Source organism: Aminobacterium sp. MB27-C1 (genome assembly GCF_030908405.1).
Taxonomy (GTDB): domain Bacteria; phylum Synergistota; class Synergistia; order Synergistales; family Aminobacteriaceae; genus Aminobacterium.
Window position 1 is genome coordinate 673,446 of sequence record NZ_CP133089.1, and the last position, 24,549, is coordinate 697,994.

The window sequence follows — 24,549 nt, forward strand, 5'->3', positions numbered from 1 at the left end:
GTATGAGTTATTTCCATGGAGTAAGAGTTTCTGAAATTCCTACAGCGATTGTGCCGCCCGTGAGACTCGATAGTCCCGCTGTAGTCATAGGAACTGCACCTGTGCATATGAGTCTTGATGGAGTTGGGAAGACGAATGTTCCAATTCTTTGTTACTCATATAAAGAAGCTGTTGAGGCTCTCGGCTATTCTGCCGATTGGGAAAATTATTCTTTGTGCGAAGCCATGTACACGTTCTTCGCTCTTTTCGGTGTAGCACCAGTCGTTTTTGTAAACGTTCTTGATCCTTCTATCCATAAGGTATCTGTTTCTGCCGAAGCTGTCAGTTTGGGTGAGAATGATAAGGCTACTTTGAAGGAGTCAGGTGCTTTGCCCAAATCTGTTGTGGTGAAGAGTCAGGCTGGAGATACGACATATGAGCCTAACAAAGACTACATCCTTTCTTTTGATGACGATGAGAAGCTGGTAATTACTCGCGTTGCTACAGGGACGATAGAGGCTTCGGCAACACTGACAGTTTCTTACGACAAACTTGATCCAACAGCTGTTAAAAACACAGATATTGTAGGTGGTTACGATGTGTCTACCGGTCAATACACAGGTCTTGAACTTGTGGAACAGGTATTCCCGAAGTTTAGGCTTGTTCCGGGCATGCTATTGGCTCCTGGCTGGAGCGATGATACTTCCGTAGCATCGGTTATGGCGGCTAAAACAAAGAATATCAATAGCGTTTTTAAGTCTATTACTCTTGTCGATATTCCCGTCGATGCAAACTCAAAATATTCCGATGCACCAGGTTGGAAGACAACAAATAACTTTGTTCATGAAAATATGATCACATGTTGGCCGAAGATCAAGCTGGGTAACGCTGTCTATCATCTGAGTACTCAGGTGGCTGCTTTGATGATGCAGGTTGATGCTGGAAATGAGGGGATTCCTTATATAAGCCCTTCAAACCATCTTCTACAGATGGATGGAGCGACGATTGGCGATGCCAGTGAGGGCAACGAGGTAAACCTGACCCTTGATCAGGCAAACTATCTGAATAGCCAGGGTATTGTTACCGCTTTGAATTTTGTCGGCGGTTGGAAATGCTGGGGAAACCGCACTGCGACATATCCAGGCGTTACCGATGCAAAAGATTCTTTCATTCCTGTAAAACGCATGTTCTACTGGAAGGCCAATCAGCTGATCATGACATATTGGCAGAAAGTTGATGCCCCTACAAATCGTCGATTGATCGAGACTATCGTCGATAGTGAGAATATCAATCTTAACGCCCTTGCAGCACGAGGAATTCTGGTAGGCAACCAGAACAGAGTAGAGTTCAGATCAGATGAAAATCCGTTGACCGATTTGATCGATGGAATCGTTCGTTTCCACTTGTTTATGACTCCACCTATTCCTGCTCGGGATATTGAGTGGTTAATAGAGTACGACGTAAGCAATTTGAACTCTCTTTTTGATTAGGAGGTGACCTTGGATGAATATAATTCCAGAAAAGCTGATTAACTTTAGAGTTTTTAATGAAAGCAACGATTTGATTGGTGTAGCCGATGTGGACTTGCCTTCCCTTGATTCAATGACGGAAACAATTAAGGGGGCGGGAATTCTCGGAGAAATAGACTCTCCGATTCTCGGCCATTATGGAAGTATGAGTCTGACTATTAATTGGAGAACTGTTACAAGCCATTCAGCTGCATTGTCTGTTCCTCAGGCCCATCAGCTTGATATGCGCGGTTCGATTCAGGTTCATGACGCTGCTACAGGAAAATATACTTCTGAAGCGTTAAAGGTTGTTTGTGGTGCGGTTCCTAAAAAGACAGGACTTGGAAAACTTAACGTTGGAGCTTCTGGAGAGGTAGCCAATGAGTTTGAAGTTTTGCATATCAGGGTATGGCTTGAAGGGGAAGAGCTTATTCAGATAGATAAGCTTAATGGCGTATGTAAAATCAACGGTAAAGACGTTCTCGCCAAGGTAAAAGCAGACCTCGGCCTTGCATAAGGGGTGAATTATATGGAGACAATAAAGTTAACGAAACCTGTGTCTTACGCGGGAAAAGAGTATAAGGAGTTAGAACTTGACCTTGAAGGTTTGAGTGGTGCTGACATGATTGCCGCAGAGCAGGAATGTCTGGTTCTTCAGCAGGTTGTTTCGCCAGTGGCGGAGTTTTCCAAAACCTATTTGAGTAGTTTGGCCGCCAGAGCTGCAAAGGTTGATTACGAGATGATCAAGCAGCTTCCGGTAAGAGATTTTACCTACGTTACTCTCGTGGTGCAAAATTTTTTGCTGGATACGGGAGGCCCTCGGGAAGAACTATTAGGCGCTTAATATTGCGAGTAGCTCAATACACCCGAACAGGTGTTGATTTCTGGCTACGAATGCCTCTCGAAGAGTTGATGTTATGGCTAGACGACATATCTCAAATGGTTCAGGAAGGTGGTGGCAGATATGGGGAAAGTTTATGAGCTTGCAGTTCATTTGGATTCGAAGATATCTAGCAGCTTGGGGAAATCTTTCATTTCTACCGCTGCCAATATCGAAAGGCTCGATAAAAGGTTACAGGGGCTGAATGACAGACTCGGTAAAATCAATGCTTTTAGAAAATTAAAGAAAGATACTCATGACACACGTTTGCAGTTTATTCTGGCTCGTTCTGATGCAAAGCTTTTATCTAGAGAGATGGTGAAATCTGAAAAACCGGCGAGGACCCTTCAAAATAGATTCGGTTCAGCGCAAAAAAAAGTGGAAAGCTTGCAAGTAAAACTTATTGATCAGCGCAAAGAACTTGTTCAGCTTGAAGGAGCTCTCTTAACTGCCGGAATTTCGACGAAAAGCTTTAAAAGTGAGCAGGAACAAATTACAAAGCAGATAGACAAGACAACGAAGATTCAAAAGAAGCTACAGGCGATACAAGGAAAGAAGCAAGCCAATCAGCAAAAGAGGTCTCAGTTACGAGAGCGAGTGGCGGATATTGAAGTTTTGGATTCATTGATAGCGGCTCCTGTCAATGCTGCAAAGAAAGCTCAAAATGCAGAGATAAAACTTCCAACTGCTGTTAATGAGAAGCATAACGATTCAGCTATGAATGAAGCGCTCTCAGTCATGTCGAAGTACAACGTCAGTCCTGAAGAAAGAGGGGGCGGAGAAGGGGGTAATGCCTCTCAAAACTCGGCCTCTCTGTCTGCTTCTATTGGAAAAATGTTGTTGCCAGGAGTAAATAATGTGGCATCTTTGGAAGCAAAAAGTGCAGAGTTTCTTACTGAGATGACAGAGAAATTTCCCTTCCTCACGAATGCTCTTTCGACAACAGCTGTTGCTTGGGTCAAGCTGAACAAAGCTGCGACTATTGGAAGTTATGTATGGACATTTGTACAGGATGGAGCTCTTGGCATTTCAGCAGTCTTCACTAACGTTCGTGCATCTATCTTGCTGTTAAGAGGTGGTCATGAGGCACTTATGGCTTCTCAGCTGAAAGGAACTGCAGTTGCTAAGGCTGTTACTTTTGCACAGAAAGGCTGGCAAAAGGCTCTCAATATAGGGAGAACAACGAAGCATATAGCCATGTTGGGAATAATGAAGGTAAAAACAGTAGCCCTTGCAATGGCTCAGAAGGCAGCGGCGGCGGCACAGTGGCTTTTTAACGCGGCCTTATCGGCTAGCCCGATTGCTATTGCTGTTATAGCAGTGTCAGGACTTATAGCTGCAGGAATAGCCCTATATAAAAATTGGGATAAAGTCTCAAGCTGGTTTTCTGGCTTTTGGAACACGATGAAGGCTGGGTTTGGAGCGTTGGCGAGTTGCATGGTTGAACCTTTCAGATCGGTTTTTGAATGGCTTGCCGAGAAAATAGAGTGGTTCAAAGAAAAATGGAACGGTCTCAAAAAGTTTATAGGCTTTGGGGGCGATGAAGAGAGCCAGAAAGAAGAAGCGGATCTGGCCTGGGATGTGTATTCTTCAGTTCCTGGATATGCTTCTGGCGCTATTGCGAGGTCTCCACATTTGGCGGTGGTTGCAGAAGAGGGCGGCGAGTCTATTATCCCTCATGCTCCACACAGAAGAAAAAGAGCCATAAATTTGTGGGAAAAGACAGGAGACATACTTGGAGTAAATAATTCAGAGGGTTCTATCGATTTGACTTTTGCTCCGAATATTACAGTTTCGGGTAACGGAAACGCTACTGGCGATCTTGAAATGGTCATGAAAAAAGCTTGTGATGATCTTATGCGACGAATTGAAAGTATGCGTCGTGATGAACGGAGGTTGAATTTTTCATGACGACATACACAACTATTCAAGGTGACACATGGGATTGGATTGCAAAAAAAGTATATGGGAACGAACGTTTCATGCATCATTTGATAGAGGCGAACCCCAAACATCATGACAGAGTCTTTTTCCCTGCGAATATAACTATTCGTGTACCAGATGTGGATGTAACCCGATTTGCTATCTTGCCGCCATGGAAGAGGTGATATCGTGGAAGCAAGAAGAGCCTATATATCGTTGATTTATGCAGGAGTGGATATCTCTCGGGATATCCACTCTTTTTTGTTGGATTTTTCCTTCACTGACAATGGTCATGGTAAGTCGGATGATTTGCAGATAACCCTTGAAGACAAAGACGGTCTATGGCGGGGGCCGTGGTTTCCTTCAAAAGGGGCAAAAATCAAGGCTGCAATAGTGACTAAAAATTTCAGCGGAGATGGACAGTCCATAACATTGCCCTGCGGAACATTTTCTATAGATGAGATTGATGTAAGCGGATCTCCGGGCACATGTCAGATCAAAGGAGTCTCAGCCCTTGTCTCATCTGATATCAGGCGTGAAAAGAAAACGCGCGCTTGGGAAAATATCAGCTTATCTGCTATTGCCAATGACATAGCCAAACATGGAGGCATGAAATTGTTTTGGGAAGTTGCCTCTGACCCTCTTTATGAAAGACGCGACCAGAATGAAGAATCCGATATGGAATTTTTAAAGCGAATGTGCGAAGACGCAGGAGTGTGTCTGAAGATTGCAAATGAGAAGATCATTATCTTCGATGAAGCTGATTACGAGTCGAAAGCGGCAGTATGTACGATAGCGTCTGATTCCAGCCTTTTGTCCTGGTCTTTTACCTCTCAGGCGGAGGCCACCTATCGGGCTTGTCGCGTGAAATGGCACGATGCTGTAACAAAAACGGATATTGACTATACCTACGAACCACCGAATGCGCCTAAAGTTGGGCACACTCTCATGGTTAACGAGAGAGTTGAAAATATTGCCGAAGCTATCACGCTCGCCAAGAAAAAGTTACGACTACAAAATAAAAATGAAGTGACAGGAGATATATCGGTTCTTGGGAACGTCAATCTTTCTGCAGGGCTTAACGTAGAAATTTCAGGTTTTGGAGTATTTGATGCGAAGTATGCCATAGATACAGCTTCACACTCGTATTCGCAAGGAAGTGGGTATGTAACCAGACTCTCTTTGCATCGTGTTTTGGAGGGATATTAATGATCTGTGTGGGAAAGGTTTGTTCCATTGATCCAGCGCACTGTACGGTAAGGGTAATCTTCGAAGATAGAAGCAATCTCGTTAGTTATGACCTGCCTGTTTTAGTTCAACAGACGAAGATAAATAAAGATTTTTACATGCCGGATGTTGGAGAGCATGTAGTATGTGTCTTTCTTGACAATGGTTCCGAGCAAGGTTTTGTGTTGGGGGCTTTTTACAGCAAGGAAGATAGAGTTTCTTCCGTGGTTAATAGCGAAAAGCGCAGAATTGATTTCGGAGATGGGTCCTGGCTTGAATTTGACAGAAGCACTGGAGCTTACATAGTTCATATAACAGGTGATTTTGTAATTGAAAGCGAGAAGCATGGGGTTATTAAAGCGTCACGGTTGGATCTGAATCCATAAGGAGGGATATATATGCCAGCAGTTACTCGAATAGGAGACATGGGGACTGGTCACGGCTGATGGCCTTCTCGGTCCTCAGTGGGGGGCTCGTCTGATGTTTTTGTAAATGGAATTGCCGTTCATCGTCAAGGTGACGGCTGGGCTGCGCATACGTGTCCTGACATTCCTGAAACCCATGCGTCTGTATTGGCTTCCGGATCATCGACAGTCTATGTTAATGGAAAGCAGATTGGCCGTGTCGGAGATCCTGTTGCGTGCGGTTCCAGCGTAGCTACGGGCTCTTCCAATGTTTTTGCGGGGGGATAAATATGATAGGAAGTTTAGGACCTGTCGTTTTTCAGGTATCGACAGAGAGTGTCAAAACGATAAACGACCTTGAACGGGGGTGTGAGGCTCGGTTTTCCGAGCATACTGTTGCACAGGGCAAGCCTCTTTTGGAATTTTTGGGGCCAGGGCTCGATAGTGTCAGTTTTTCAATGCGATTCGATCTTTCTTGGGGAATGAATCCAAGGATAGAAATCGAAACTTTACGTGCTGTTCGCGATAACGGAGTTGCTCAACTTCTCATAATAGGAGGAATTCCTCTCGGGCTATTTGTAATAACCGGAATAACGGAGTCGTGGAAAACCATAAATCCTGCAGGAGTTTTAACTGTAGCCACAGTAGCTATTTCTTTGAAGGAGTATGTTAAAAATGCTGGACTTTAATATTGCAGCAAGCCTTGATGGGGTAAATTTTTCCCCGAAAAGTGAAGTCGAGGAGATATTGCAAAACGTTAAAACTATTCTTTTTACTGTGCGCGGGAGTGTGCCTCTCGATAGGGATTTTGGCATTAGTGCTGATTTAGTTGATTCTCCAACTCCTGTTGTGAAGGCGCGGTGTATGGCTGAGATCGTGGAGGCTATATCGAAATATGAGCCAAGGGCCAAAGTGGCGGCGGTCTCTTTCTCGGGAGATAGTGATGGACGTTTAATTCCGAAAGTGAAGGTGAGAATTCGTGCTGACATTACCTAATATAGATTTTACGGAAAAATCTGCGGCTGACGTTGAGGCCGAGATCATAGCGAAATATGAACAAAAGGCAGGCCGGATTCTTGCAAAGGGGGATCCGGTCAGACTTTTTTTAGAGGCTGTAGCGGCTGTTATAGCGCAACAGCGTGTATTTATTGATTTTTCTGCGAAGCAAAATTTGCTGGCTTATTCAACGGGAACCTATCTTGATCATCTTGGTGACAGGCAGGGGGTTGCGCGGCTTCCTGAGCAGTCGGCAATGACCACAGTCCGTTTTTCGTTGCCAATGGCACAACCTTTTCCTGTGTCTATCCCTCAAGGAACTCGTGTTACTCCTGGAGATGGGCTCTTTTTTGCTACGCAGAAAGCCCATGAAATCAGTTCTGGAGAGACTTCTATTGAGGTAGTGGTTACGTGCGTTCAAAGTGGTTCTATTGGAAACAACTTTGCAATAGGGCAGATTAACAAACTGGTAGACCCTCTTCCATATATTGCGAAAGTAGAGAATGTAACACCTTCTGCAGGTGGTGTTGACGAAGAAACAGATGACAATTTCAGACTGCGTATAAGGCAGGCTATGGAAAAGTACTCTGTTGCAGGGCCTCGACTTGCCTATGATTTCTGGGCACGTACTGCACACCAGGGAATAATTGACGTGTCGGTAAGATCTCCTGCTGCGGGAGAAGTTGAAATAAGGCCGTTGATGGAGGGAGGAGAACTCCCCAGTTCCGAAATTCTTGATGCCGTTTTAAAGATTTGTTCAGCTGATGACGTGCGCCCACTGACAGATCGGGTATCGGTTTTAGCCCCGGAACGGGTTGCCTATTCTATTGATATTACATATTTCATAGATCGCGTAGAAGCTATCTCTATTTCTGCGATACAGGCTCAGGTGGCAACTGCCGTAGGGGAATATATTGCATGGCAGAAAGCGAAATTGGGCAGAGATATTAACCCCTCGGCGCTTATCAAGCGTGTGATGGATGCCGGGGCTAAGAGAGTTTCTGTAACATCTCCAGTTTATACGGCATTAGAGTCATGGCAAATTGCTCAGGAAGATAGTGTGACGGTAAATTATGGAGGACTTGAAGATGGCTAGCGCCGGGTTGAAAGACCTTATTCCCGCAAGTATTGCAATAGATTCGCAGGTGAAATCCGCAACTTTAGCGTTAGATGACCAACTTGCTGATATTAATTCTCATTTGATTCAAACCATTATTTTGCCACGGGTTGATGAACTGTCTCAAGAAGTATTAGACCTCTTGTTGTGGGAGTTTCATATCACCCTTGATGAGGGTGCGGGGTTGGCCGTTTCGGTTGAAGAAAAAAGAGATCTTGTTAAAAGGGCTGTTGAGATACATCGTCTGAAAGGAACGAAAGCGGCGCTGCTTCGCATTTTCGAAATGCTCTCCATGCGTGGAGTTATTTCCGAATGGTATGAATACGGTGGGGAGCCGTACAAATTCAAGGTAGAGATTCTTGAGCTTAGCGAGCGTGGACTTGATGAGCAGACCTATGTGCTTTTAGAGCGACTAATAGATGAGTACAAGAACGTTCGTTCGTGGCTTGACGAATTGAATGTGTATCTTACCGTGCGGGGTGCGGTTCCTAAAGTTGCAATGGTGAGTTTGTGCGGGGAAGAGATAACAGTCTATCCGTATAACGTTACGGAACTTGAAAACGTTGCTTCTATCCGGTGGGCGCTGGGATATCAAGCAGTTGAAACAGTTACAGTTTATCCACTTTAGGAGGTGTGATATGGCTGAAAATTTTTATACTATTTTAACTAATGTGGGGAAAGCAAAACTTGCCAACGCCCAGGCGTTGGGAACGAAAGTGGAGTTTTCTTCCATAGCTGTTGGAGATGGGGCTGGAAACTACTACGAACCTGCCGAATCGCAAGCAGCTCTTAAAAATGAGGTTTGGCGTGGGCCGATAAATCAGATAAAAACGGATGAGGCAAATCCGAATTGGATTGTTGTTGAAGTGGTGATTCCTACCACGACGGGAAGCTTTACAGTTCGGGAAGCTGGAATTATTGATTCTGAGGGAGACCTGATAGCTCTGGGCAAATACCCGGCTACATACAAGCCAGCTCTGGCTGAGGGATCTGGAAAAGATCTTTATATCCGGATGATTTTAGAGGTGTCGAACGCGTCTGCAATTACGTTGAAGATTGACCCTGCTGTTGTGCTGTCAACACGTGGATATGTCGATGAGAGCATTGCAGAGCATAACACAGACCCCTTGGCGCATGGGAATCTGCCTTATCAGAAAACCTCGCAAAAAGATCAACCGGGTGGGTATGTTGGGTTAGATGCAGAGAGAAAAATAAATAAAGATAGGTTGCCTGACGGTACTGGCATTCCAGTTGGTTTTATCGGCATTTTCTTGGCTGAAACACCGCCTGCTGGGTGGCTTGAGTGTAATGGTTCTTTAGTCAGTAGAGAAACATATCCGGAATTATGGGCATATGCTCAAAGTTCTGGAAACATTCTAGCGGAAGATACAACGGCAAATGAAGGACACTTCACAGTGGGGAATGGCCTTACCACTTTCAGGTTACCTAACCCACAAGGAACGTTTTTCAGGGTACTCGATAAAACCCGCGGAGTTGACCCCGATTCTGGCAGAGTTGTTGGTAGTGAGCAGATGGATGCTTTTAAAAGTCATACGCATTTATTAGGGACCACGACAGAAACTCTTGGGAACGCGGTTTATGTACTAAGAACACAAATGGGAAGCTCCTTATTATCTTCTGAGAGTGGAATTACAAGTACTGGTGATTCTGAAACCCGCCCACGCAACACTGCTATTCTCTGTTGCATTAAGGCTTTTGACGGAGCGACCAACCAAGGGCTAATAGATATTACAGCTTTAGCAAATGAACTAAACAATAAAGTTGATAAGGTAGATATCAAAGCTCCGGGAGATGCTCCAATGTATGTTTGTCGTGCGTGGGTAAATTTTGATGCCTCATCAGGAACTCCCGTCATAAAAAACAGCGCGAACGTTTCTAGCATTGTGAAAATAGATGTTGGGAAATTTACAATAAATTTTCAAACACCAATGTCAACTGGAACCCCTTCTGTTAGTGCTATTTGTCGGTTTCTTGGTTCTGCTCTTATATTATCCACAGAAAATAAAGTTGATATATTTACAACAAATTACAATGCTGTTCCCGTCGATGTTGAAAATAATTGTGTAGCTGTATTTTGCTAGGAGGTTTTAACATGCAAGTAATTTTATTTCCTATAGATGAAAAAGTTGCCGTAATGACACCTGTCGGAGATTCTCTCACAACGGCAAAAAAAGATGTACCGGCAGGAGTTCCTTTTATTATCATAGATTCAACTGAATTACCTACTGCACCTCAAGAAACATGGGAAGTTGATTTTTCAAATCCCGATGGTTATGGGGGTGAGGCGTAGTGGTCAGGATAACCGTAAATACAGCAAAATTATTAACTTTAAAAATAACTGAAAAAAAAGAGGAAATAAAACAGGCATGGCTGAATGAGATAGAAAAAGTCGGTATGCCTATAGAAGGCCACAATTTTAATGTTGATTTTGGAGTAGAAGATGCTCTTATTTGGCAGGAGGGCGTTCAATATGTGGCTCCAGAAGTAACTGAAGTAGAGGTAAGAGCTATAGATAACACATTTTATTCTTTACCTAGAAATGTTTATGAATCTATACCTGTTTTACAGAAAGCATATTATGCTCAAATGCTGCAGAAAAAATGGGAACTTCAAAAGCAAGCTGATAATGCTGCAACATTAGAAGAGCTAGAACAAATCAACTGGTAAAAGAACAAGCTAAATTAAACACTCGAGAGGTTGCCTACTCGGCAGCCTCTTTCTTTATGGAGAGGAGGGATGTATCACATGTTTTCAGAGCACTTTAGCAGATCTGAACTTGCATGCCGTTGTGGGTGTGATAGGTGCGATATCAAACCGGAACTTTTGAATCTTTTAGAAAAGATCCGCTCTCTGATGGGAACGCCAATCTTCATCAATTCCGGCTACCGCTGCCCTACGCATAACAAAAAAGTGGGGGGGGTTCCAAATAGCTGGCATATGCAAGGCATAGCCGCAGATATTCGCCAAACAAAATGTTCTAACGATATTTTTCATTCAAAGGTTCTTCAGGCATATGAAGAGGGAAAACTTCCAGAGTTGGGAGGTTTGGGATTTTATAACGGAAGAATTCACGTAGATACACATAAATCTAGAGACGGACATTTACGTCAATGGAGAGGGTAACATGACAGGAGACGAAAATAAAATTCTTCTTGAAATTAGGGATCGTACAACCCGAATAGAACAACGTTTAGAAGATCGTGATAGGCAATGTGTTCTTCATGCAAAGGCCATAGCAGCTTTAGACGAACGTATTGATCACATAGAACGTCAGCTTACGGGATTGAGATCATGGATTGCTTCTGCAGGTCTCATTGGTGGAATCTTTGGCTGGGTAGCTCACACTGTATTGCCTACTATGACAGGGAGGTAGAAGATGAATATTCTTGAAGTAGCACCCGTTATAGGACAATTAATAGATAAAGTTGTTCCCAACCCCAATCAGGCAAATGAACTAAAAATAGAACTAGCCAAACTCGACATAAAGAGAGATATAGCCAAACTTGATGTTCAGAAAGCTTGGTTATCTAACAAAAGTCCGTACGTGGCGGGAGCAATTCCGACAATTTTGTGGATGGTTAGTTTCGTTATCTTATTCAACCACGTAGTGGCTCCTTTATTATCGTGGGGATTTCAAGCTACAGTCCCTGCCTTGGAACTACCTGGATATTACGTAGATATGGCTTCTACAATTGTGATTGGGTTATTCGTGAAAAAAGCATGGGATAACACAGATGTAAAAATTGGGGGATTCCATTCTCCCGTAAAATCAGAAGTAGAAGAGAGAGGTAGAGAGAGTCCTGATTATTACAAGAAGAGGTATGAGGAACTAGTAAGAGAACATCAACAAAAGGAGGCATCTACATGAGTTTTGCAGATATAGCTGGAAAAAGCTGGTCATACTTGGGGTTGATTTTTACTTTGGTAGTTATGGGTAGCTTTATATATCATGAAAAACGAGGCAAGTGGCCTTGGAACTAAATATAACACCCCAGAGTAGCGTTTATTTTTCTAGAAATTCTCTGGGGTGTATTTTTTATTTTCTTGTCTTGCTTCTTTGGAAAAACTCCTACCGGGCGGGAGTTGCAAAAAACATAAGAATGAAAAATCTAATTAAAATTAGATAGAAAAATTTCATTTAATTTATCGTGCTACTTTATTTATTTTTATATAAAGAGTACGAGGTTCGACGAGGTGTAAACAAGGGGACTATCTAGCGGAGAATATGTGAGAAAGAAATTTTCTTGAAAATATACTGATCCTTTTTCTTTATAATGTTTCTACGTTTCGTAGCAATGCACTATACTATTAAATATTTCAAGAGGAAGTGACGTTTGGTAAAAGAGTTCCCTTTTGACATTATTTGAAGTAAAAGTTCTATTAATTTTATAGTACAATTACTATGTGTTCTTATTATGAAAATAGGGGGACTTAAAATGGCTCGTCCTTCGGCTAAAAGATGGCATGAAACGAAATTTACACTAAGATATGTACCAATTAACAAGAAAAGAGGCAGCCGAATTAACGCTCAAGATTTTTGTAAATCTATTGATGGTCTTGCTAGAACAATAAAAGCTGCAGCAAAAGCGATTCATAAAGAAGAAGTTTCCCTAGAAATAGAGGGGCACGTAAAAAAAGGTTCAGTGGTAGTAAGCTTAATAGAAGTTTCAAAACTATCATTACTTCCTATGATAGATTATATTATTATTAATCCAGCCTCTCTTATACATCTAATAAGATTCTTAAAGAAAACTCAATATAGAATAGAAGAAATATTGCCTGATGGATTATGCCGCATTATTACCGAAGACAACAGAGAATATAAAACAAGTACAGATTCAGCGGAACTTTATCGAGATAAAAAAGTGATGCAACATTTTAAAACTTTTCTTTCGGCGACGTCCACTTACAAAGAAGAAATTACAACAGGTGATAAATTAACCAAAATAGAATTGACATCTTCTGATTATGAGAATATTCCTGATATAACTGAAGAGGAATATGAAGAAAGAAGAATTATACTTCAGCCTATTATCACAAATGTGATAGGGCAAGATAATGGGTGGCGTTTTGATTACGTTCAAGAAGGGAAAGCTATCCATGTAGACATGGAAGACGAGGTCTTTCTTTCTCTTATCCGTGAAAACAGAATAATTTTGCGTAGTACAGATAAACTTGAAGTTAATTTAAAAATCACAAAGAAATTTGGTAATAAGACAACTTATCGTTATACGGTTACGAAAGTTTGCAGATACAACAACAAAAGCTTATCCGAAAATTGACTATTATAGTGGAGGCCGCCATGGATATGTCATTCTGGGCAATGATGTCAGCCATTGCGTCGTTAATAGCTTCGTTTTGTTCATTGAGGCAAGTGATTTTAACGAGAAAACAGTATAATGAAGAGCGTCAACCTAAATTATTCCCAACAGGGCTTAATTTTAGGCAGGAGGAATTGAAAGAAGGTATAGAAAGTGATAAAAATGAATTGCCACAAATTGGATTCATTAACATGGGGGTTTACCCTGCTATAAATATAGTGGCTGAATGGGATGTCCCTTATCTAGGTAATTTGTGCGATTATACAGAACGTCAAAATTGCGAAAATGGAATAAGAAAAAGTTCACGTATTAACGAGGTAAATTATAAAAAGTATAAAGCTGAAAACACCGATATTAGGCAAGAAAAGGTAAGGTGTTGGTCAATAGGTAAAAAGGCAGAGGATTCTGTGTCTATAGTAGTTCCGCGAGCGATACTATTACTTTTGTACATATGTTACATAGAAAAAATTCCTTTTCCAGAAGCAGAACTTGCATTGAGATATCAAAATCCTTCATTAAAGAAATTCACATACATATACACCATAAAATGGTTAGCTAATCAGGATAGGAAGAGAAGCAGTACTATTTATAAAGCAGAATTTATTCTGTCAGAAAGGACAAAATAAAAAATCATCGTTAATCCTTTTACATTCTTGTAATATCCCACCTATGAATAAAACTAAAAAAAATAAGAAAATATAAAAAGTAGCTTATTATGATTGCTAAAAGCCGTAACTGTTCCCTTTTGTGGCGCTATTAATCGTGGAGCGGGGATTCCTTCTAATCCAATAACAGTTTGTGACGGTTTTTCTCCATCTATAGAAAGCACAACCATGTCGTGGTCTGGGTGCTGAGTGCGTTTTGTTGATCGAGCTGCTATAGCACTTTCGACTTCGTATAATACCCACGAGGGTGCTCTTTTTACATTCGCAAATCCGATGTAATCAAGGTTGCTTTTGCTGTTGTCGTAGCTGTATCGTCCTTTGCCGAGGGCTAATAAGGGGAAGGAACACCCAGTAGGCGTGTCAGTGTTGTAGTCTCCGAGTATGAAAACGGGACCTTTCAGTGTCGATACAAGTTTGTTGATCCCATCGATTTGGGCGTTGCGTTTAGCCTCGTTATATCGTTTGGCCTGATCTTGGTCTTTTTTCCCTCTGGTACTCTGGCTTTTGAGGTGCACGTTGACCAGGGTAAATTGGCGGTTTTTCTCTTTGTCTAGGAAGGTAGCTACGAGATTGGGGCGGTCATTTAGTTTGTAGCTTTTCCCCTCAAATCGGAAAGAGGCATTGGCTCCATAAGCGAAGGGGCCGTCTAGAAGTTTTAAGTTTTCGCTATTCCAGAGAAAGTAAAGATCTTGTCTTCCGCCTGTGTCGTTTCCTGCATATTTCCATTTTGGCAAGAATTTAGTAACGAAATATCTCATTGCGGCGTTTCCCTTGATTTCCTGGAGGGCTAAAACATCAGCGCCAGAAAAGGTGATGGTCTTGGCTAGGTTGGCGCAATCAGAGGGGGAGTAGGCCTTTTTCCCCGAGACGTCGAAATACTCGATATTCATGGTTCCAATGGAGAGTGCTAATGCCTGGCTGGCGATGGTTAAGAAAATGGCGGTCAGAAGGCTGGCAAAAATAGAACGTTTTCGATTTCGAATCATGGTCAAACTCCTCGCGGCTTTTTCGATTATGTCTATACGTTTTGTCTATATCAGTCTTGCACAAAACGATTAATCCGCAAGGGAATTTATGACTGGTTTCGTATAATCCCTTCTTCCAATATTTCGATCTGTCTCTTTTTAGGTGCGACTTTTATTGTGATGTTTCTTTTCTCGCCGGGCGCTAGTGTTATATGTTCTTCGGGGTTTTGAATGTAGTGGTAAGCAGGTACGTCGTAGTCGTAGACTTTGAAGTTCCATGCTCCGGGACGTATGTTCAAGAAAGAGAATTTTCCTTCGCTGTCTGTCATCATTCTGATGGTTTCATCGTTTTTTGAAAGCTCAACCAGAATTCCTTCCAATTTTGCTGGAACCCGCGCCGCGCCGTTGTCAGGGTTTCCTACCGTTACGGCTTCATCCCTGATTGTATGTGACGGTGGTGTCTCCTCTTTAAGAAGAACGATCTCTCCGCTGAGTGTAGCAGCGTTGACAATTGTGAGCTCAACGGAGGTTGTTTGGCCTGCTTGTACGTGCACTTTCATTGGGAGTTTTTCCAGCGCGGTTTTTTCGAGTCCGATGGAGGAGCGATCTATGTCGAGAAAGTACGTGCCAGGAGGTGCCGAAAACGTAAACTTTCCAGAAGCGTCTGTGGCAACTTTGCTGCCGTTTAGGGTGATAATGGCGTTGGGAAGAGCTTTTTTAGTTTCGTCGGGAGCGGAATAAGTGTTTAGTTGTGCCGATGCCGCAGATGTTTGAGCTGCCGCCAATGCGGAAACATCCCCGACACGTTCCCATACTGATCCAGAGAGGATTCCTAGAGATTTTTTCTTGCTCACAGAGATACCGATAGGAACGGTGTATGAAAGGGAGTAGTCAGTTTCAGTCTCGTTGCCATACTCCCAGTCGTAGCGGCGGATTTTGAAGGCCCAACGGCTTTCGTCTGGCATGGCGAGGGATACTTCGAACTGATAGTTGTTGCTTTCGGGATCTTTCGAGTTGAAATTATATTTCGTGTACCATCCGCTGAGTATAAGTTGCTCTGTTGCCTGCCACCGGAAAGAAAGTCCCCAGTTGTCTTGATCTGAAAGAAGCCTGCTTCCGCTGATCGCGCTATTATCGCCGAACCCTCCGTAAAGGGTGAACAAGAGCTTGCTTGAGGGTATGTACGATATGTAGAAACTGTAGTTCCATGGCGAACTGCTTTCATCGGTGAGTAGATCGTGTTGGTCAGCGTAGCGCGCCTCGACTCGGTAGTTGAATTTTTCGGTGCTTCTTCCGAGACTGAAGCGGTAGGCCTTTTCTTTTGTGTCATATTCCGAGGGGAAGAGTCGGTCTTTTCTGCTGAAGTTATCGTAAGCAAGTTGAGCATACCAGCCATTAGAGAGGCTGTGATTGATTCCTGCCTGAAAGAGCGTCTCTTTTGCCGAAATGTCTCCCTTATCGAGTCGTTTGTCTAGATTGGTTTCATAGGTGCTGTATGCAAGGAAACCCCGCGTACGGTTTGCTACGAGGCTTGATTTTTGGCCGAATAGAGGAAAGCTCACCGACGTGGCCATATAATCGCTATCATTGTAATATCCGTAGAAATCAGGCTCAGCGTGAGTTTTGACAAAGGAGTAGCGCGCTGTTCCCGCAAGGCCTGAAAGATTCACCCTATAAGCGTCATCCTCGACTTTTCCCGCACCATTTTCTTCACTTCTTTCTCCTCTCGCATATTCAAGGCTGAGCCTCGTATTCTTGGCAGGCACGAAGGTTCCTTCAATGCTATAAATATCATCTGTTGTTTTGGAACCCCTCTTTTCATGCCTATCCCACTCTTTCTGCAAATAGTTGAGCTTCCATTGGGCCTGGGGGGAAAAGGCTCCCTTTATGTACACTCCGCCCTCTTCCCAGTCAGGAGTGGTGAAACGGTTTTTCACATAGTAGGTTCCAAGACCGTAAAAGCTGTTTTCGGGATGATAGAAGGCTTCTATTCCCCTTCCGTATCGCGAGTAAGACGTGAGGTGCGAGAGTCCGTAGCTTTGGTCGCCCAGTCTGAAATCGAGGTCGGGGTCAAAGTAGTTTATGTAATATTCGTCTCTCTCTCCGTAAAGTCCCTTCTCATGCGTGTCAGGGCCGCGTAGTGAAAAGTCAATCCAGCGTCTGCCTCCCTCTTCAAGGGTTCCCTTACCTTCCAGTTCGATGTCGAAACCATCGGAGTCTTTTGTATCTCTTCTCCCCATAGATTTCAGGGTTAAACTAGCCGGAATGCGGTGGTAGAGGTCGATTTTCGCGTGTTGAGATACGATTCCTGTCGTTACGGAAAGAACCGATCTGATAGAGGAATCCTCTTTGCTCACTGCTTCAATGAAGACGGTGTGGTTCAGACTTTTGGGTATTTGGGAGGGGGTTTTCACTGAAATGGCGATGACGGTATTTCCTCCAGGTTCAAGAACAATTTCGTGTGTAGAGAGAGTTAAGGGGTAGTCATTCGAACTTCTGGCAGAGATCAGCATTGTGAGAGCAGTGTTTCCCTTATTGGCGATTCTTGCTGTTATTTCGTAGGATTCGCCGCCTACAATCATGTCTGGCGCACTTTCAGAAAAAATGTGTATTCCATCTACTGAAAGAACAGATATGCTTATGGAAACGGCGTCTGAGATGGCGTAGTCTCGTTGGGATCGCACCGAGTACGTTACGGTATAATCCTTGGCGCTCGATGTGGTCGGAATTTGGAAAGCCAGCATTCTCACCGTTTGCTGTTTAGCGCCCAGAATAAAAACGTCGGGGGGAGTGATTTCAAGCCAGCCTTCCGGCAAGGAGAGGGCTTCTTCGAAGGTTTCTTCACTATCGGTTGTATTTTCAACTATAAAACTGGCGCTAACTATTTCTCCGGGGTTAGCATCAAGTTGTGGGGGAACCATGAGGCGGATATGTACACCATATCCCTTACCCTGAGCGTACGCGCTTTTTGCCCAGAGAAGAAGAATCAATAAAATGAAAAGAAAGAATATTGATCTGTACCGTCTCTTTTTTCTCATCATTTCTCTTCTTCAGCCTCCCCTTCACCATGGCTTTTCGCACCAAGACTCAGGTTAGCGCTCAGGATCACTTAACATCTAATATGTATCTGGCACCGAAAACTTTTTCATTTTCTCCGCTATCTGCTATAACGAGAGCGTTGTATTTTCCCGAATTCAATTTTCCAAGATCTATAACATAACGGGCGGAGCAGCCCGGGTATATGCGGAACTTTTTCCCTTCGTATCGTTTCATTGCGTTCCCACCTGAATCGGCTACATCAACATAAAGCTGAGGAACTAGCCATTGTTCGCCTACATTTTCTACATCTATGGTTAGGAAGGTCTTGTGGGCTTGAACTTTGAGGGCTTTGTTTGAGAACTGGAGAGCACGGGTTCCTGTATTTTCTATATGTGTGATCATCTGAACGGCATGCCTAAACACAGCCTGAACTCCGATAGTCGCTTTGTCCTTTTTAGGATTCGGAGGTTTCAAAGCATCTTGAGGAATGGGTTCCACCATAATGACGCTCCAGTATGTTCCACGAAGGTCAGATGTCTCTGGAACCGCTATCTCGTAAAAAATTGAGGTTTCTTCGCCAGGAGCTACGGTTACTTGGTTAGGCGTAAATTTGATCCATTTTGCGTTAGATCGCGGCATGCTTCCCGGAGATCCGAAATTGTTCTTGCCGTCTGCAGAAAACATGTAATCTGTTTGATAGATACGAACTGTTTCTGCTTCTTTGCCATTATTTGCAATGACAATATTCCCAGATGTTTGTCCACCTAGCGGAAGGGTTTTATTGACAGTCATTCCATCTGGTAGTTGTATGGCGTATCCCTTATCAGAAAAATATAGGCACAATAATAAAAACAAACAGAAAGACACGAATAATATTTTTTTCATGATTGATCCACCACCGTAAAAGTTATAGGGGCGCTGTACGTTCCTTGGGGCGCCGATATAGACAGTTCAGATATTTTGTATTGTATAGAAATATTTGTTCTGTCGCCGTTTCCACTAAAGAAAAGAACATCAGATTCCCCGACAGCTATGTATAAAGTTCCCCCACGGATTGATCCGGCTCCGCTTCCATTTCCTGTTCGCTTAACGTAAAGAGTAGCACCACTTGCCCACGATGAAGCGCTCTTTCGTATTAAAACATCCCATGCGCCACAAGGGCATTCGGTGCCTGCAATGCTTATTATTGTTGCATCTACAGTGCTTTCGAAACTATCGGCTAGATTGCTTCCGGCACCACCTCTGAGATGGGAAGAATTAATAACTAAATTTGTCCAACCACCAGTTGCATAAATATCGATTTCAATGGCATAGAGGGGCGATTGTAAAGAAACTATGCATAATAAGACAATTAAAATGCATCTTTTTATCACAGCAAGACACCTCGTTTCACTCCAAAGAGACAGGGGGGGAGGGGGAGAGGAACCTCCCCCCTGCCTTAGAACAACTTAGAAAAAATGAGGATTTAGATTACGACATCCGTGAGAGTGAACGTAACTGTTTTCGTTGCTGTGCTTTCCATAACATCTGCAGTTGAATCTGCAGAAAAGATATAGGTTATTATTTTGCCACTTTCCGCTACATGTTCAATACTAGTTACTACGTCATTATCAGTTGTCGCTAACTCTACTTGACCTGACGAAGTTCCTCCGGTGGGTGCTTCCAGCTCTACGTAAAGATCAGTTCCCATGGGCATAGCGGTGTCAATTTTAGCTGTAATTTTTTTGCCTTCATCGTTTGTTGTGATAGCGTATGTCGATGTGCCTTGAGCATAATCTGGCTCACTTCCAGCGGTTGCTGTGCTGATAATGAGGGGGTCAGGATCTGCACCTAAGCTGATTTCATTTATTGCCTGCACCTGAAATGTTACTGTTTGAGTGGCAGTATTACTTGCCTGTGCCATAGCAGCCAATCCAAAAACTACAAGCGCTATTGCTAAAAAGAGTACCAACGCCTTTCGTGCCTTCATCACATTTCCTCCTTTTTCTTTCTCCGTAGGATTAGTTACCATTTTGCTAGTTGCATGTATTGCCTACTTCTTGTTGCATGGCTTATTGCGCGGCTGTGAAAGGCTTTTTGATTAGCGTTTTGTAGGAACCGTATCGAGTGCAGATCATGAGAATAAGCGCTTACGTTGCAATGGGAAAAAAGAGAGATTTCCTTAGGAAGGGATAATTTTCGTAGACAGGCCGTCGCCATTATTACGAAAATTGGTTCAAGCGTTACTAGAAGTGTCGCAATCGATATTCCTTTATACGATCGAACTATTCAAGTGCTTCAAATAATATGTGGGTTAAAATGGACTTAACAGAATAGGAAGAATGGACTACAATATATGAGTTAATAGTATTATTTAATATAATTAAACTGTATCAGTAATAAGTAGTTTTGTCTACCCATTTTAAATAGGTGTAAATTTGAAAATTATTGGGATTTTAATTATTTTTTGTGAGGAAAAATAAAAAGACATCGATGGGATTATGAGTGAATTCCCACAGATGTTTTTCCTGTTTGGGCAGGGAATGTTTGATAAAGTATGATTCAACTAATTTAAATTATTATGCATTTGGAGACATTATGGAGAAAAAACTGAGAAAGTCATTTCCTAGAGGTAAGAATGTTGGAATCGATGATTGCGCTATCACTAAATGCTTTTAAACAAAATGCTTTTAAACAAATAAAAAGGGTGATGAAAATAAACGGGAATAAAAAAGGTAAAGAAAAAATTATTTTGGAGATTTTAAAATTAAAATTAAAGGATTTTCCTGAAGGTACTATAGTAGAGAGTGAAAATCCTGATTTTATTATTGAAAATAAGGCTAATAGAATTGGTGTTGAAGTAACAGGAGTGTATTGGCCGGAATATTTTTCTAAATTTCAATTTTCTAAACGTCCACGCCAGGCAAGTGAAAGCATGCAGAACAACATTGCTAAAAAGATTAAGGACAAACTTATTTTAAAGAAAAATCCTTTTCTCTTAGTAAGACTTATTTTTGAGGGGCATGTTTTTCAAAAGAAGAATGTGAACGAAGAAGAAATCTCAGAAAAAATAAAAAAATTAATCATTTGTAATATTCCTGAGTTGAATGAATCAATATCCTTACGCTTCCCTATTGAAGAATTGAGGAGTATTAGAATTATAAGAAAAAATTATTTTAAAGAAACTAATGTTTTTGTCTCAGATTGTGATTATACCCCAGAAGGGGAAGAACTTACTGTTCAAATAAAAGAAGCTGTAAAAAAGAAGAATGAAAGATATTCTTGTTATAAAAGAAAATGCGAAGAGGTCTGGTTGGCAATTAATTTTAATGTTTCTGGTAAAATTTCTACTTATTTTTCTTTTACGGATCAGGATATACACGAAATGAAGAATGATGAGGAATTCACTAGTAAATTTGAGCGAACGTTTTTAGTTAGCCAATATTCTCAAAAAATAATAGAAATTTAGTATGATGTTTAGTTTTTTTAGTTGTGGATAATATGCAATAGCAGAATAAGGTCATTATTTCGCATATAAGCGACTGAAGTTGTTCTCATGGCATCGAAGCAGCTTGGGGAGCTGTAATTGAGCGATGATGTGAAAAGTCTCTGAGGAAAAAGTAACATCAACAATAAAGAAGAGACTATGGCATATCTAGGCATGGAATAAGCTCTATAATGAGCTACAAAACTAAAAAAAGATATATTTTCCTAACGTCACGCTTCCTACACCTTGCAAACGAATCTCTTCTCCACCATATCAGCGCCCCCTATTTCAACATGCAGCAAGCCTCCGTTTGCCCAGAATCCCTGGCGCTCGTAGAACTTTATGGCGGATTCGTTGCCGTCTAACACCCACAGTGCAATGCGGAGAAATCTATTTTCGGAGGCGTATTTTTTTACTTCCTTCATGAGGGCGTGTCCGTAGCCCTTCCCCCAAAACTCGGGCAGACAGTATATTGATACCAATTCGAGGTTTCCTTCATACCCTTTGTAGCGGGACGGGCAAACGCTTGCGCAGGCTATTACTTTGTTTTCTTGCAAAACAACCCATGCGGTGGTTGTACTTCCGTCAGACAGAATAGTAGAGAAGAGTTCGACCCAATGGTCGTCTCTGAGGTTTTGAAGGTAATCTGCGGGAATCAATTCGCGATAGGCCTCTCTCCAAGCTTGGGCATGGATGTAGCTCATTTCCTGGGCGTCGCTGGGTACAGCTTTTCTTACGGTAAATTCGTTCGACATCTTTTTCCCCTCGCTGCTGTTTGTGATTTGGTGTGCGGAAATTTTATTATAACGGTAATGCCATCAAATATTCCGAGCTGTATCTTCCATCGCGATATTTGAAGGAGTTTTTGCGGACTCCATAAATTTCGAATCCAAACTTTTTGTAGAGGGAAAATGCACGGATGTTGTCTGCGACGACCTCTAACTCCACCTGTTCATAGCCCATCTTTCTGGCTTCGTCGATAATCATTCCCATTATGGTAAAACCGATACCTTTCCCCCAGAAATCTTTTAGAACGCACATTCCCAACACTGCTCTGTGACTGCATTTATCGCATTCCACTACAGGGGATATTCCAGTGAGCGCCACGAGCTTTTCATCAAAGTATGCGGAAATCATTATGGCCTTTGGGCTCTCTGCCTGCTTTGACAAAAAATCTTGCTCTTCCTCGACAGTCATTCTGATCTCATCTTCGTATCTCAGCAAATATTCGGTTTCGGAGCTTGTCTGCTTCATGTGGTTCAAAACATCGTGTGCGTGTTCTTCAGTCGGCGAGAGGAATGTGAAATATTCCCCATTTTTTATCTGTAAACTGATTGTGTCGATTCTCATGATGTCCTCCTTCAAGTGAGTGGAGTACGAAAGAGTTGAGGCATGATTATTAAATATATGAGTATAGTATAGCGCTATTTTTGTTTTGCAAGAGGGAGAGGACTTTTGCTCAAATATTGTTGAAAGCGGACGAAGGCATTATCAAAAAGATAAATCTAAGTTTATGAAATATGACATTGTGCAAAGTGTTAATATTATATTTGATAATGGCATTAAAGGAACTTTTTATATTAAATACAAGGTGAATAACTCTTTTCCCAATTTATATAGGAGGTAAATAGGAATTGTTTAATATAATCCATGGTCGAGAAGCTTTCTATAAGTATTATTCTGTGGAAGGAGCCATGAAAACTCTAAAAGAAAAAAAATTTAAATGGAGTTCTCCTTCTGTATTTAATGATCCATATGATTGCCAGTTTTCTGTTTTTTCCAAGGGGAGCAACCAAGAAATTATGGAGATATTATTAGAGCAATTAATTGAAATTGCACTCCAGACAAGAGGAAAAGAACCTGCCTTCTTTTTACCTGAAGTACAACAACGATTCAATTTAATAAAGCGGAGAATGAGAGACAGTAAATCTAATGGTCAGGTACGCCATCTCCGTAACAAAATAAGAAGTATTGGGAATTTTTACAATGGTAATTCTATCCTTTCTAATCTTGCTAAAACTTTAAACAATAGAAGGCAGGATTTTTCGAAAGAAGTAAAAATATTTTGTGTCACAGAAACTAATGACAACCTTCTAATGTGGTCACACTATGCCCAGGAGCATCGTGGTTTAGTTATTAAAATAAAATGCCTCCCCGAGGGAGACGGTTCCCCTTTGTGTGCTGCTCGAAAAGTTCAATATAAAAATTCGTTACCTTGTATTACTCCTGATATTATAGCGCCAATTTTATTGTCACCTGGAAGGCAAGAATATTATGCAAAAATTGAAGAGATATATCTAAGTTGGTTCTTGAGAAAATCTATGGTTTGGTCGTATGAAAAAGAATGGAGGGTTATTTCTTATCCTCTAATGTCTAGACGTTATGATTTTTATTTTTGTGAATTTCATCCGAATGAAATAGAAGGCATATATTTAGGAGCTAAGATGGGAAATAAATTAAAAACTGACTTTATAACTCTCATTTCAGAGGAATATCCCAAATGTCATATTTATCAGGCGAAACTTCGAGAATATTCACCTGGCTTGGATTTTTTTGCTATTACAGATTAATCTATACAAAGATAGTAACTGACTAAAGTGGGTGTTGGTAAAATATAGAAATAATTAGGAGTATTTAATCTAATAAAAATATTATCGATTTCTTGAAAAATATTTATATTGTATATAATAGTTAAATATTAATAATTTCTTGAGGTGAGCGAAGTGAAAGAAAAATTTTCATATTTTTTGCCTCCAAGTGATCAAGATTGGAGGGAAATGTGGAACAAAGGCATTTTTGTTTTTGACGCAAATTCAATCTTAAATATTTATAAATATAAAGAAACAGCTGTTGAAGATATATTTAAAGTTTTAGAGGATGCGAAGATTAAAGGTAGGATTTTTTTACCATGGCATGCAGCAAATGAATTTTTTAATAATAGGTTAAGTGTAATAAATGAACAAGCAAAAGTATACGATGATTTTATTGAATGCATAAAAAATTTTCAAAAAAATTAGATAATTTAGCCAATAAAAACA

31 protein-coding genes are annotated in these 24,549 nt (G+C 41.6%); 24 read left to right on the top strand and 7 right to left on the bottom strand.

Annotation, left to right across the window (positions count from 1 at the left end; translation table 11 throughout):
• Positions 1-2: 2 nt before the first annotated feature.
• From RBH88_RS03240 to RBH88_RS03340, 21 genes are all read left to right on the top strand, one after another.
• Positions 3-1,469 carry a phage tail sheath family protein gene (locus RBH88_RS03240; protein WP_307879886.1) on the top strand — a complete coding sequence of 489 codons (1,467 nt, stop codon included), beginning with the start codon at positions 3-5 and terminating at the stop codon, positions 1,467-1,469.
• A gap of 13 nt (positions 1,470-1,482) precedes the next feature.
• Positions 1,483-2,004 carry a phage major tail tube protein gene (locus RBH88_RS03245; RefSeq protein ID WP_307879887.1) on the top strand — a complete coding sequence of 174 codons (522 nt, stop codon included), beginning with the start codon at positions 1,483-1,485 and terminating at the stop codon, positions 2,002-2,004.
• Positions 2,005-2,016: 12 nt separating this feature from the next.
• A complete protein-coding gene (locus RBH88_RS03250; protein ID WP_307879888.1) occupies positions 2,017-2,331 on the top strand; it encodes a phage tail assembly protein in 315 nt (104 codons plus the stop codon).
• Between the two features lie 2 nt (positions 2,332-2,333).
• Positions 2,334-2,468, top strand: coding sequence for a hypothetical protein (locus RBH88_RS03255; protein WP_307879889.1), 135 nt, complete (start codon positions 2,334-2,336; stop codon positions 2,466-2,468).
• Complete coding sequence (locus tag RBH88_RS03260; RefSeq protein WP_307879890.1) at positions 2,452-4,278, top strand: hypothetical protein; 1,827 nt, start codon at positions 2,452-2,454, stop codon at positions 4,276-4,278. The genes RBH88_RS03255 and RBH88_RS03260 overlap by 17 nt, the downstream gene beginning before the upstream one ends.
• On the top strand, positions 4,275-4,475 hold the full coding sequence (locus RBH88_RS03265) for a tail protein X (RefSeq protein ID WP_307879891.1): 201 nt from the start codon (positions 4,275-4,277) through the stop codon (positions 4,473-4,475). The genes RBH88_RS03260 and RBH88_RS03265 overlap by 4 nt, the downstream gene beginning before the upstream one ends.
• A 4-nt stretch (positions 4,476-4,479) precedes the next feature.
• Positions 4,480-5,499 (top strand): phage late control D family protein, encoded by a 1,020-nt coding sequence (locus RBH88_RS03270; RefSeq protein ID WP_307879892.1) that lies wholly within the window; start codon positions 4,480-4,482, stop codon positions 5,497-5,499.
• A complete protein-coding gene (locus RBH88_RS03275) occupies positions 5,499-5,903 on the top strand; it encodes a phage baseplate assembly protein V (protein WP_307879893.1) in 405 nt (134 codons plus the stop codon). Before RBH88_RS03270 ends, RBH88_RS03275 begins: the two co-directional genes overlap by 1 nt.
• Before the next feature lie 78 nt (positions 5,904-5,981).
• On the top strand, positions 5,982-6,209 hold the full coding sequence (locus tag RBH88_RS03280; RefSeq protein WP_307879894.1) for a PAAR domain-containing protein: 228 nt from the start codon (positions 5,982-5,984) through the stop codon (positions 6,207-6,209).
• A 2-nt stretch (positions 6,210-6,211) separates the two neighbouring features.
• Entirely contained in the window at positions 6,212-6,610 is a 399-nt protein-coding gene (locus RBH88_RS03285; protein ID WP_307879895.1) for a phage tail protein, read from the top strand.
• Positions 6,597-6,917, top strand: coding sequence for a GPW/gp25 family protein (locus RBH88_RS03290; protein WP_307879896.1), 321 nt, complete (start codon positions 6,597-6,599; stop codon positions 6,915-6,917). The genes RBH88_RS03285 and RBH88_RS03290 overlap by 14 nt, the downstream gene beginning before the upstream one ends.
• On the top strand, positions 6,901-8,013 hold the full coding sequence (locus RBH88_RS03295) for a baseplate J/gp47 family protein (protein WP_307879897.1): 1,113 nt from the start codon (positions 6,901-6,903) through the stop codon (positions 8,011-8,013). Before RBH88_RS03290 ends, RBH88_RS03295 begins: the two co-directional genes overlap by 17 nt.
• The gene (locus RBH88_RS03300; protein ID WP_307879898.1) at positions 8,006-8,662 is read left to right on the top strand and encodes a phage tail protein I; all 657 of its coding nucleotides are present in this window, start codon (positions 8,006-8,008) and stop codon (positions 8,660-8,662) included. The genes RBH88_RS03295 and RBH88_RS03300 overlap by 8 nt, the downstream gene beginning before the upstream one ends.
• Positions 8,663-8,672: 10 nt before the next feature.
• Positions 8,673-10,136 (top strand): phage tail protein, encoded by a 1,464-nt coding sequence (locus tag RBH88_RS03305; RefSeq protein WP_307879899.1) that lies wholly within the window; start codon positions 8,673-8,675, stop codon positions 10,134-10,136.
• Positions 10,137-10,147: 11 nt separating this feature from the next.
• On the top strand, positions 10,148-10,345 hold the full coding sequence (locus RBH88_RS03310) for a hypothetical protein (protein ID WP_307879900.1): 198 nt from the start codon (positions 10,148-10,150) through the stop codon (positions 10,343-10,345).
• On the top strand, positions 10,345-10,722 hold the full coding sequence (locus RBH88_RS03315; RefSeq protein WP_307879901.1) for a hypothetical protein: 378 nt from the start codon (positions 10,345-10,347) through the stop codon (positions 10,720-10,722). The genes RBH88_RS03310 and RBH88_RS03315 overlap by 1 nt, the downstream gene beginning before the upstream one ends.
• Before the next feature lie 78 nt (positions 10,723-10,800).
• Entirely contained in the window at positions 10,801-11,178 is a 378-nt protein-coding gene (locus tag RBH88_RS03320) for a D-Ala-D-Ala carboxypeptidase family metallohydrolase (protein WP_307879902.1), read from the top strand.
• A 1-nt stretch (position 11,179) separates the two neighbouring features.
• A complete protein-coding gene (locus tag RBH88_RS03325) occupies positions 11,180-11,428 on the top strand; it encodes a hypothetical protein (protein WP_307879903.1) in 249 nt (82 codons plus the stop codon).
• 3 nt (positions 11,429-11,431) lie between these two features.
• A complete protein-coding gene (locus RBH88_RS03330; RefSeq protein ID WP_307879904.1) occupies positions 11,432-11,923 on the top strand; it encodes a 3TM-type holin in 492 nt (163 codons plus the stop codon).
• 568 nt (positions 11,924-12,491) lie between these two features.
• Positions 12,492-13,337 (top strand): hypothetical protein, encoded by an 846-nt coding sequence (locus tag RBH88_RS03335; protein WP_307879905.1) that lies wholly within the window; start codon positions 12,492-12,494, stop codon positions 13,335-13,337.
• Between the two features lie 20 nt (positions 13,338-13,357).
• Positions 13,358-14,002 carry a hypothetical protein gene (locus RBH88_RS03340; protein ID WP_307879906.1) on the top strand — a complete coding sequence of 215 codons (645 nt, stop codon included), beginning with the start codon at positions 13,358-13,360 and terminating at the stop codon, positions 14,000-14,002.
• Between the two features lie 53 nt (positions 14,003-14,055).
• On the opposite strand, the gene RBH88_RS03345 is transcribed toward RBH88_RS03340, so the two are convergent.
• The 5 genes from RBH88_RS03345 to RBH88_RS03365 all read right to left on the bottom strand — a co-directional run bounded on the left by RBH88_RS03345 (position 14,056) and on the right by RBH88_RS03365 (position 20,014).
• Positions 14,056-15,027, bottom strand: a complete 972-nt coding sequence (locus tag RBH88_RS03345) for an endonuclease (RefSeq protein ID WP_307879907.1) — start codon at positions 15,025-15,027, stop codon at positions 14,056-14,058.
• An 86-nt stretch (positions 15,028-15,113) separates the two neighbouring features.
• Positions 15,114-18,047, bottom strand: coding sequence for a hypothetical protein (locus RBH88_RS03350; protein WP_307879908.1), 2,934 nt, complete (start codon positions 18,045-18,047; stop codon positions 15,114-15,116).
• A gap of 64 nt (positions 18,048-18,111) precedes the next feature.
• On the bottom strand, positions 18,112-18,930 hold the full coding sequence (locus RBH88_RS03355) for a hypothetical protein (protein ID WP_307879909.1): 819 nt from the start codon (positions 18,928-18,930) through the stop codon (positions 18,112-18,114).
• The gene (locus RBH88_RS03360) at positions 18,927-19,418 is read right to left on the bottom strand and encodes a hypothetical protein (RefSeq protein WP_307879910.1); all 492 of its coding nucleotides are present in this window, start codon (positions 19,416-19,418) and stop codon (positions 18,927-18,929) included. Before RBH88_RS03360 ends, RBH88_RS03355 begins: the two co-directional genes overlap by 4 nt.
• A gap of 92 nt (positions 19,419-19,510) precedes the next feature.
• The gene (locus tag RBH88_RS03365; RefSeq protein ID WP_213692149.1) at positions 19,511-20,014 is read right to left on the bottom strand and encodes a hypothetical protein; all 504 of its coding nucleotides are present in this window, start codon (positions 20,012-20,014) and stop codon (positions 19,511-19,513) included.
• Positions 20,015-20,662: 648 nt separating this feature from the next.
• On the opposite strand from RBH88_RS03365, the gene RBH88_RS03370 reads away from it, so the two are divergent.
• Positions 20,663-21,493 carry a hypothetical protein gene (locus RBH88_RS03370; protein ID WP_307879911.1) on the top strand — a complete coding sequence of 277 codons (831 nt, stop codon included), beginning with the start codon at positions 20,663-20,665 and terminating at the stop codon, positions 21,491-21,493.
• Between the two features lie 257 nt (positions 21,494-21,750).
• Here RBH88_RS03370 and RBH88_RS03375 read toward each other — a convergent pair whose 3' ends face one another.
• Both RBH88_RS03375 and RBH88_RS03380 read right to left on the bottom strand, forming a co-directional pair.
• Positions 21,751-22,266: a GNAT family N-acetyltransferase gene (locus RBH88_RS03375; protein WP_307879912.1), complete on the bottom strand. Its 516-nt coding sequence runs from the start codon at positions 22,264-22,266 to the stop codon at positions 21,751-21,753.
• A 46-nt stretch (positions 22,267-22,312) separates the two neighbouring features.
• Complete coding sequence (locus tag RBH88_RS03380) at positions 22,313-22,861, bottom strand: GNAT family N-acetyltransferase (RefSeq protein WP_213699526.1); 549 nt, start codon at positions 22,859-22,861, stop codon at positions 22,313-22,315.
• Positions 22,862-23,145: 284 nt separating this feature from the next.
• Between RBH88_RS03380 and RBH88_RS03385 the strand changes: the two genes are divergently transcribed.
• Positions 23,146-24,081, top strand: a complete 936-nt coding sequence (locus tag RBH88_RS03385) for a DUF2971 domain-containing protein (RefSeq protein WP_307879913.1) — start codon at positions 23,146-23,148, stop codon at positions 24,079-24,081.
• 153 nt (positions 24,082-24,234) lie between these two features.
• Positions 24,235-24,528 (top strand): PIN-like domain-containing protein, encoded by a 294-nt coding sequence (locus RBH88_RS03390; RefSeq protein WP_307879914.1) that lies wholly within the window; start codon positions 24,235-24,237, stop codon positions 24,526-24,528.
• Positions 24,529-24,549 lie beyond the last annotated feature (21 nt).

Bases quoted from the DNA above. Each gene is read 5' to 3' on its own strand.
- RBH88_RS03370 (WP_307879911.1), top strand. From the start codon at position 20,663: ATGTTGGAATCGATGATTGCGCTATCACTAAATGCTTTTAAACAAAAT.
- RBH88_RS03310 (WP_307879900.1), top strand. From the start codon at position 10,148: ATGCAAGTAATTTTATTTCCTATAGATGAAAAAGTTGCCGTAATGACA.
- RBH88_RS03320 (WP_307879902.1), top strand. From the start codon at position 10,801: ATGTTTTCAGAGCACTTTAGCAGATCTGAACTTGCATGCCGTTGTGGG.
- RBH88_RS03365 (WP_213692149.1), bottom strand. From the start codon at position 20,014: ATGAAGGCACGAAAGGCGTTGGTACTCTTTTTAGCAATAGCGCTTGTA.
- RBH88_RS03380 (WP_213699526.1), bottom strand. From the start codon at position 22,861: ATGAGAATCGACACAATCAGTTTACAGATAAAAAATGGGGAATATTTC.
- RBH88_RS03305 (WP_307879899.1), top strand. From the start codon at position 8,673: ATGGCTGAAAATTTTTATACTATTTTAACTAATGTGGGGAAAGCAAAA.
- RBH88_RS03345 (WP_307879907.1), bottom strand. From the start codon at position 15,027: ATGATTCGAAATCGAAAACGTTCTATTTTTGCCAGCCTTCTGACCGCC.
- RBH88_RS03335 (WP_307879905.1), top strand. From the start codon at position 12,492: ATGGCTCGTCCTTCGGCTAAAAGATGGCATGAAACGAAATTTACACTA.
- RBH88_RS03325 (WP_307879903.1), top strand. From the start codon at position 11,180: ATGACAGGAGACGAAAATAAAATTCTTCTTGAAATTAGGGATCGTACA.
- RBH88_RS03260 (WP_307879890.1), top strand. From the start codon at position 2,452: ATGGGGAAAGTTTATGAGCTTGCAGTTCATTTGGATTCGAAGATATCT.
- RBH88_RS03265 (WP_307879891.1), top strand. From the start codon at position 4,275: ATGACGACATACACAACTATTCAAGGTGACACATGGGATTGGATTGCA.
- RBH88_RS03245 (WP_307879887.1), top strand. From the start codon at position 1,483: ATGAATATAATTCCAGAAAAGCTGATTAACTTTAGAGTTTTTAATGAA.
- RBH88_RS03290 (WP_307879896.1), top strand. From the start codon at position 6,597: ATGCTGGACTTTAATATTGCAGCAAGCCTTGATGGGGTAAATTTTTCC.
- RBH88_RS03340 (WP_307879906.1), top strand. From the start codon at position 13,358: ATGGATATGTCATTCTGGGCAATGATGTCAGCCATTGCGTCGTTAATA.
- RBH88_RS03330 (WP_307879904.1), top strand. From the start codon at position 11,432: ATGAATATTCTTGAAGTAGCACCCGTTATAGGACAATTAATAGATAAA.
- RBH88_RS03300 (WP_307879898.1), top strand. From the start codon at position 8,006: ATGGCTAGCGCCGGGTTGAAAGACCTTATTCCCGCAAGTATTGCAATA.
- RBH88_RS03350 (WP_307879908.1), bottom strand. From the start codon at position 18,047: ATGATGAGAAAAAAGAGACGGTACAGATCAATATTCTTTCTTTTCATT.
- RBH88_RS03375 (WP_307879912.1), bottom strand. From the start codon at position 22,266: ATGTCGAACGAATTTACCGTAAGAAAAGCTGTACCCAGCGACGCCCAG.
- RBH88_RS03240 (WP_307879886.1), top strand. From the start codon at position 3: ATGAGTTATTTCCATGGAGTAAGAGTTTCTGAAATTCCTACAGCGATT.
- RBH88_RS03285 (WP_307879895.1), top strand. From the start codon at position 6,212: ATGATAGGAAGTTTAGGACCTGTCGTTTTTCAGGTATCGACAGAGAGT.
- RBH88_RS03355 (WP_307879909.1), bottom strand. From the start codon at position 18,930: ATGAAAAAAATATTATTCGTGTCTTTCTGTTTGTTTTTATTATTGTGC.
- RBH88_RS03250 (WP_307879888.1), top strand. From the start codon at position 2,017: ATGGAGACAATAAAGTTAACGAAACCTGTGTCTTACGCGGGAAAAGAG.
- RBH88_RS03275 (WP_307879893.1), top strand. From the start codon at position 5,499: ATGATCTGTGTGGGAAAGGTTTGTTCCATTGATCCAGCGCACTGTACG.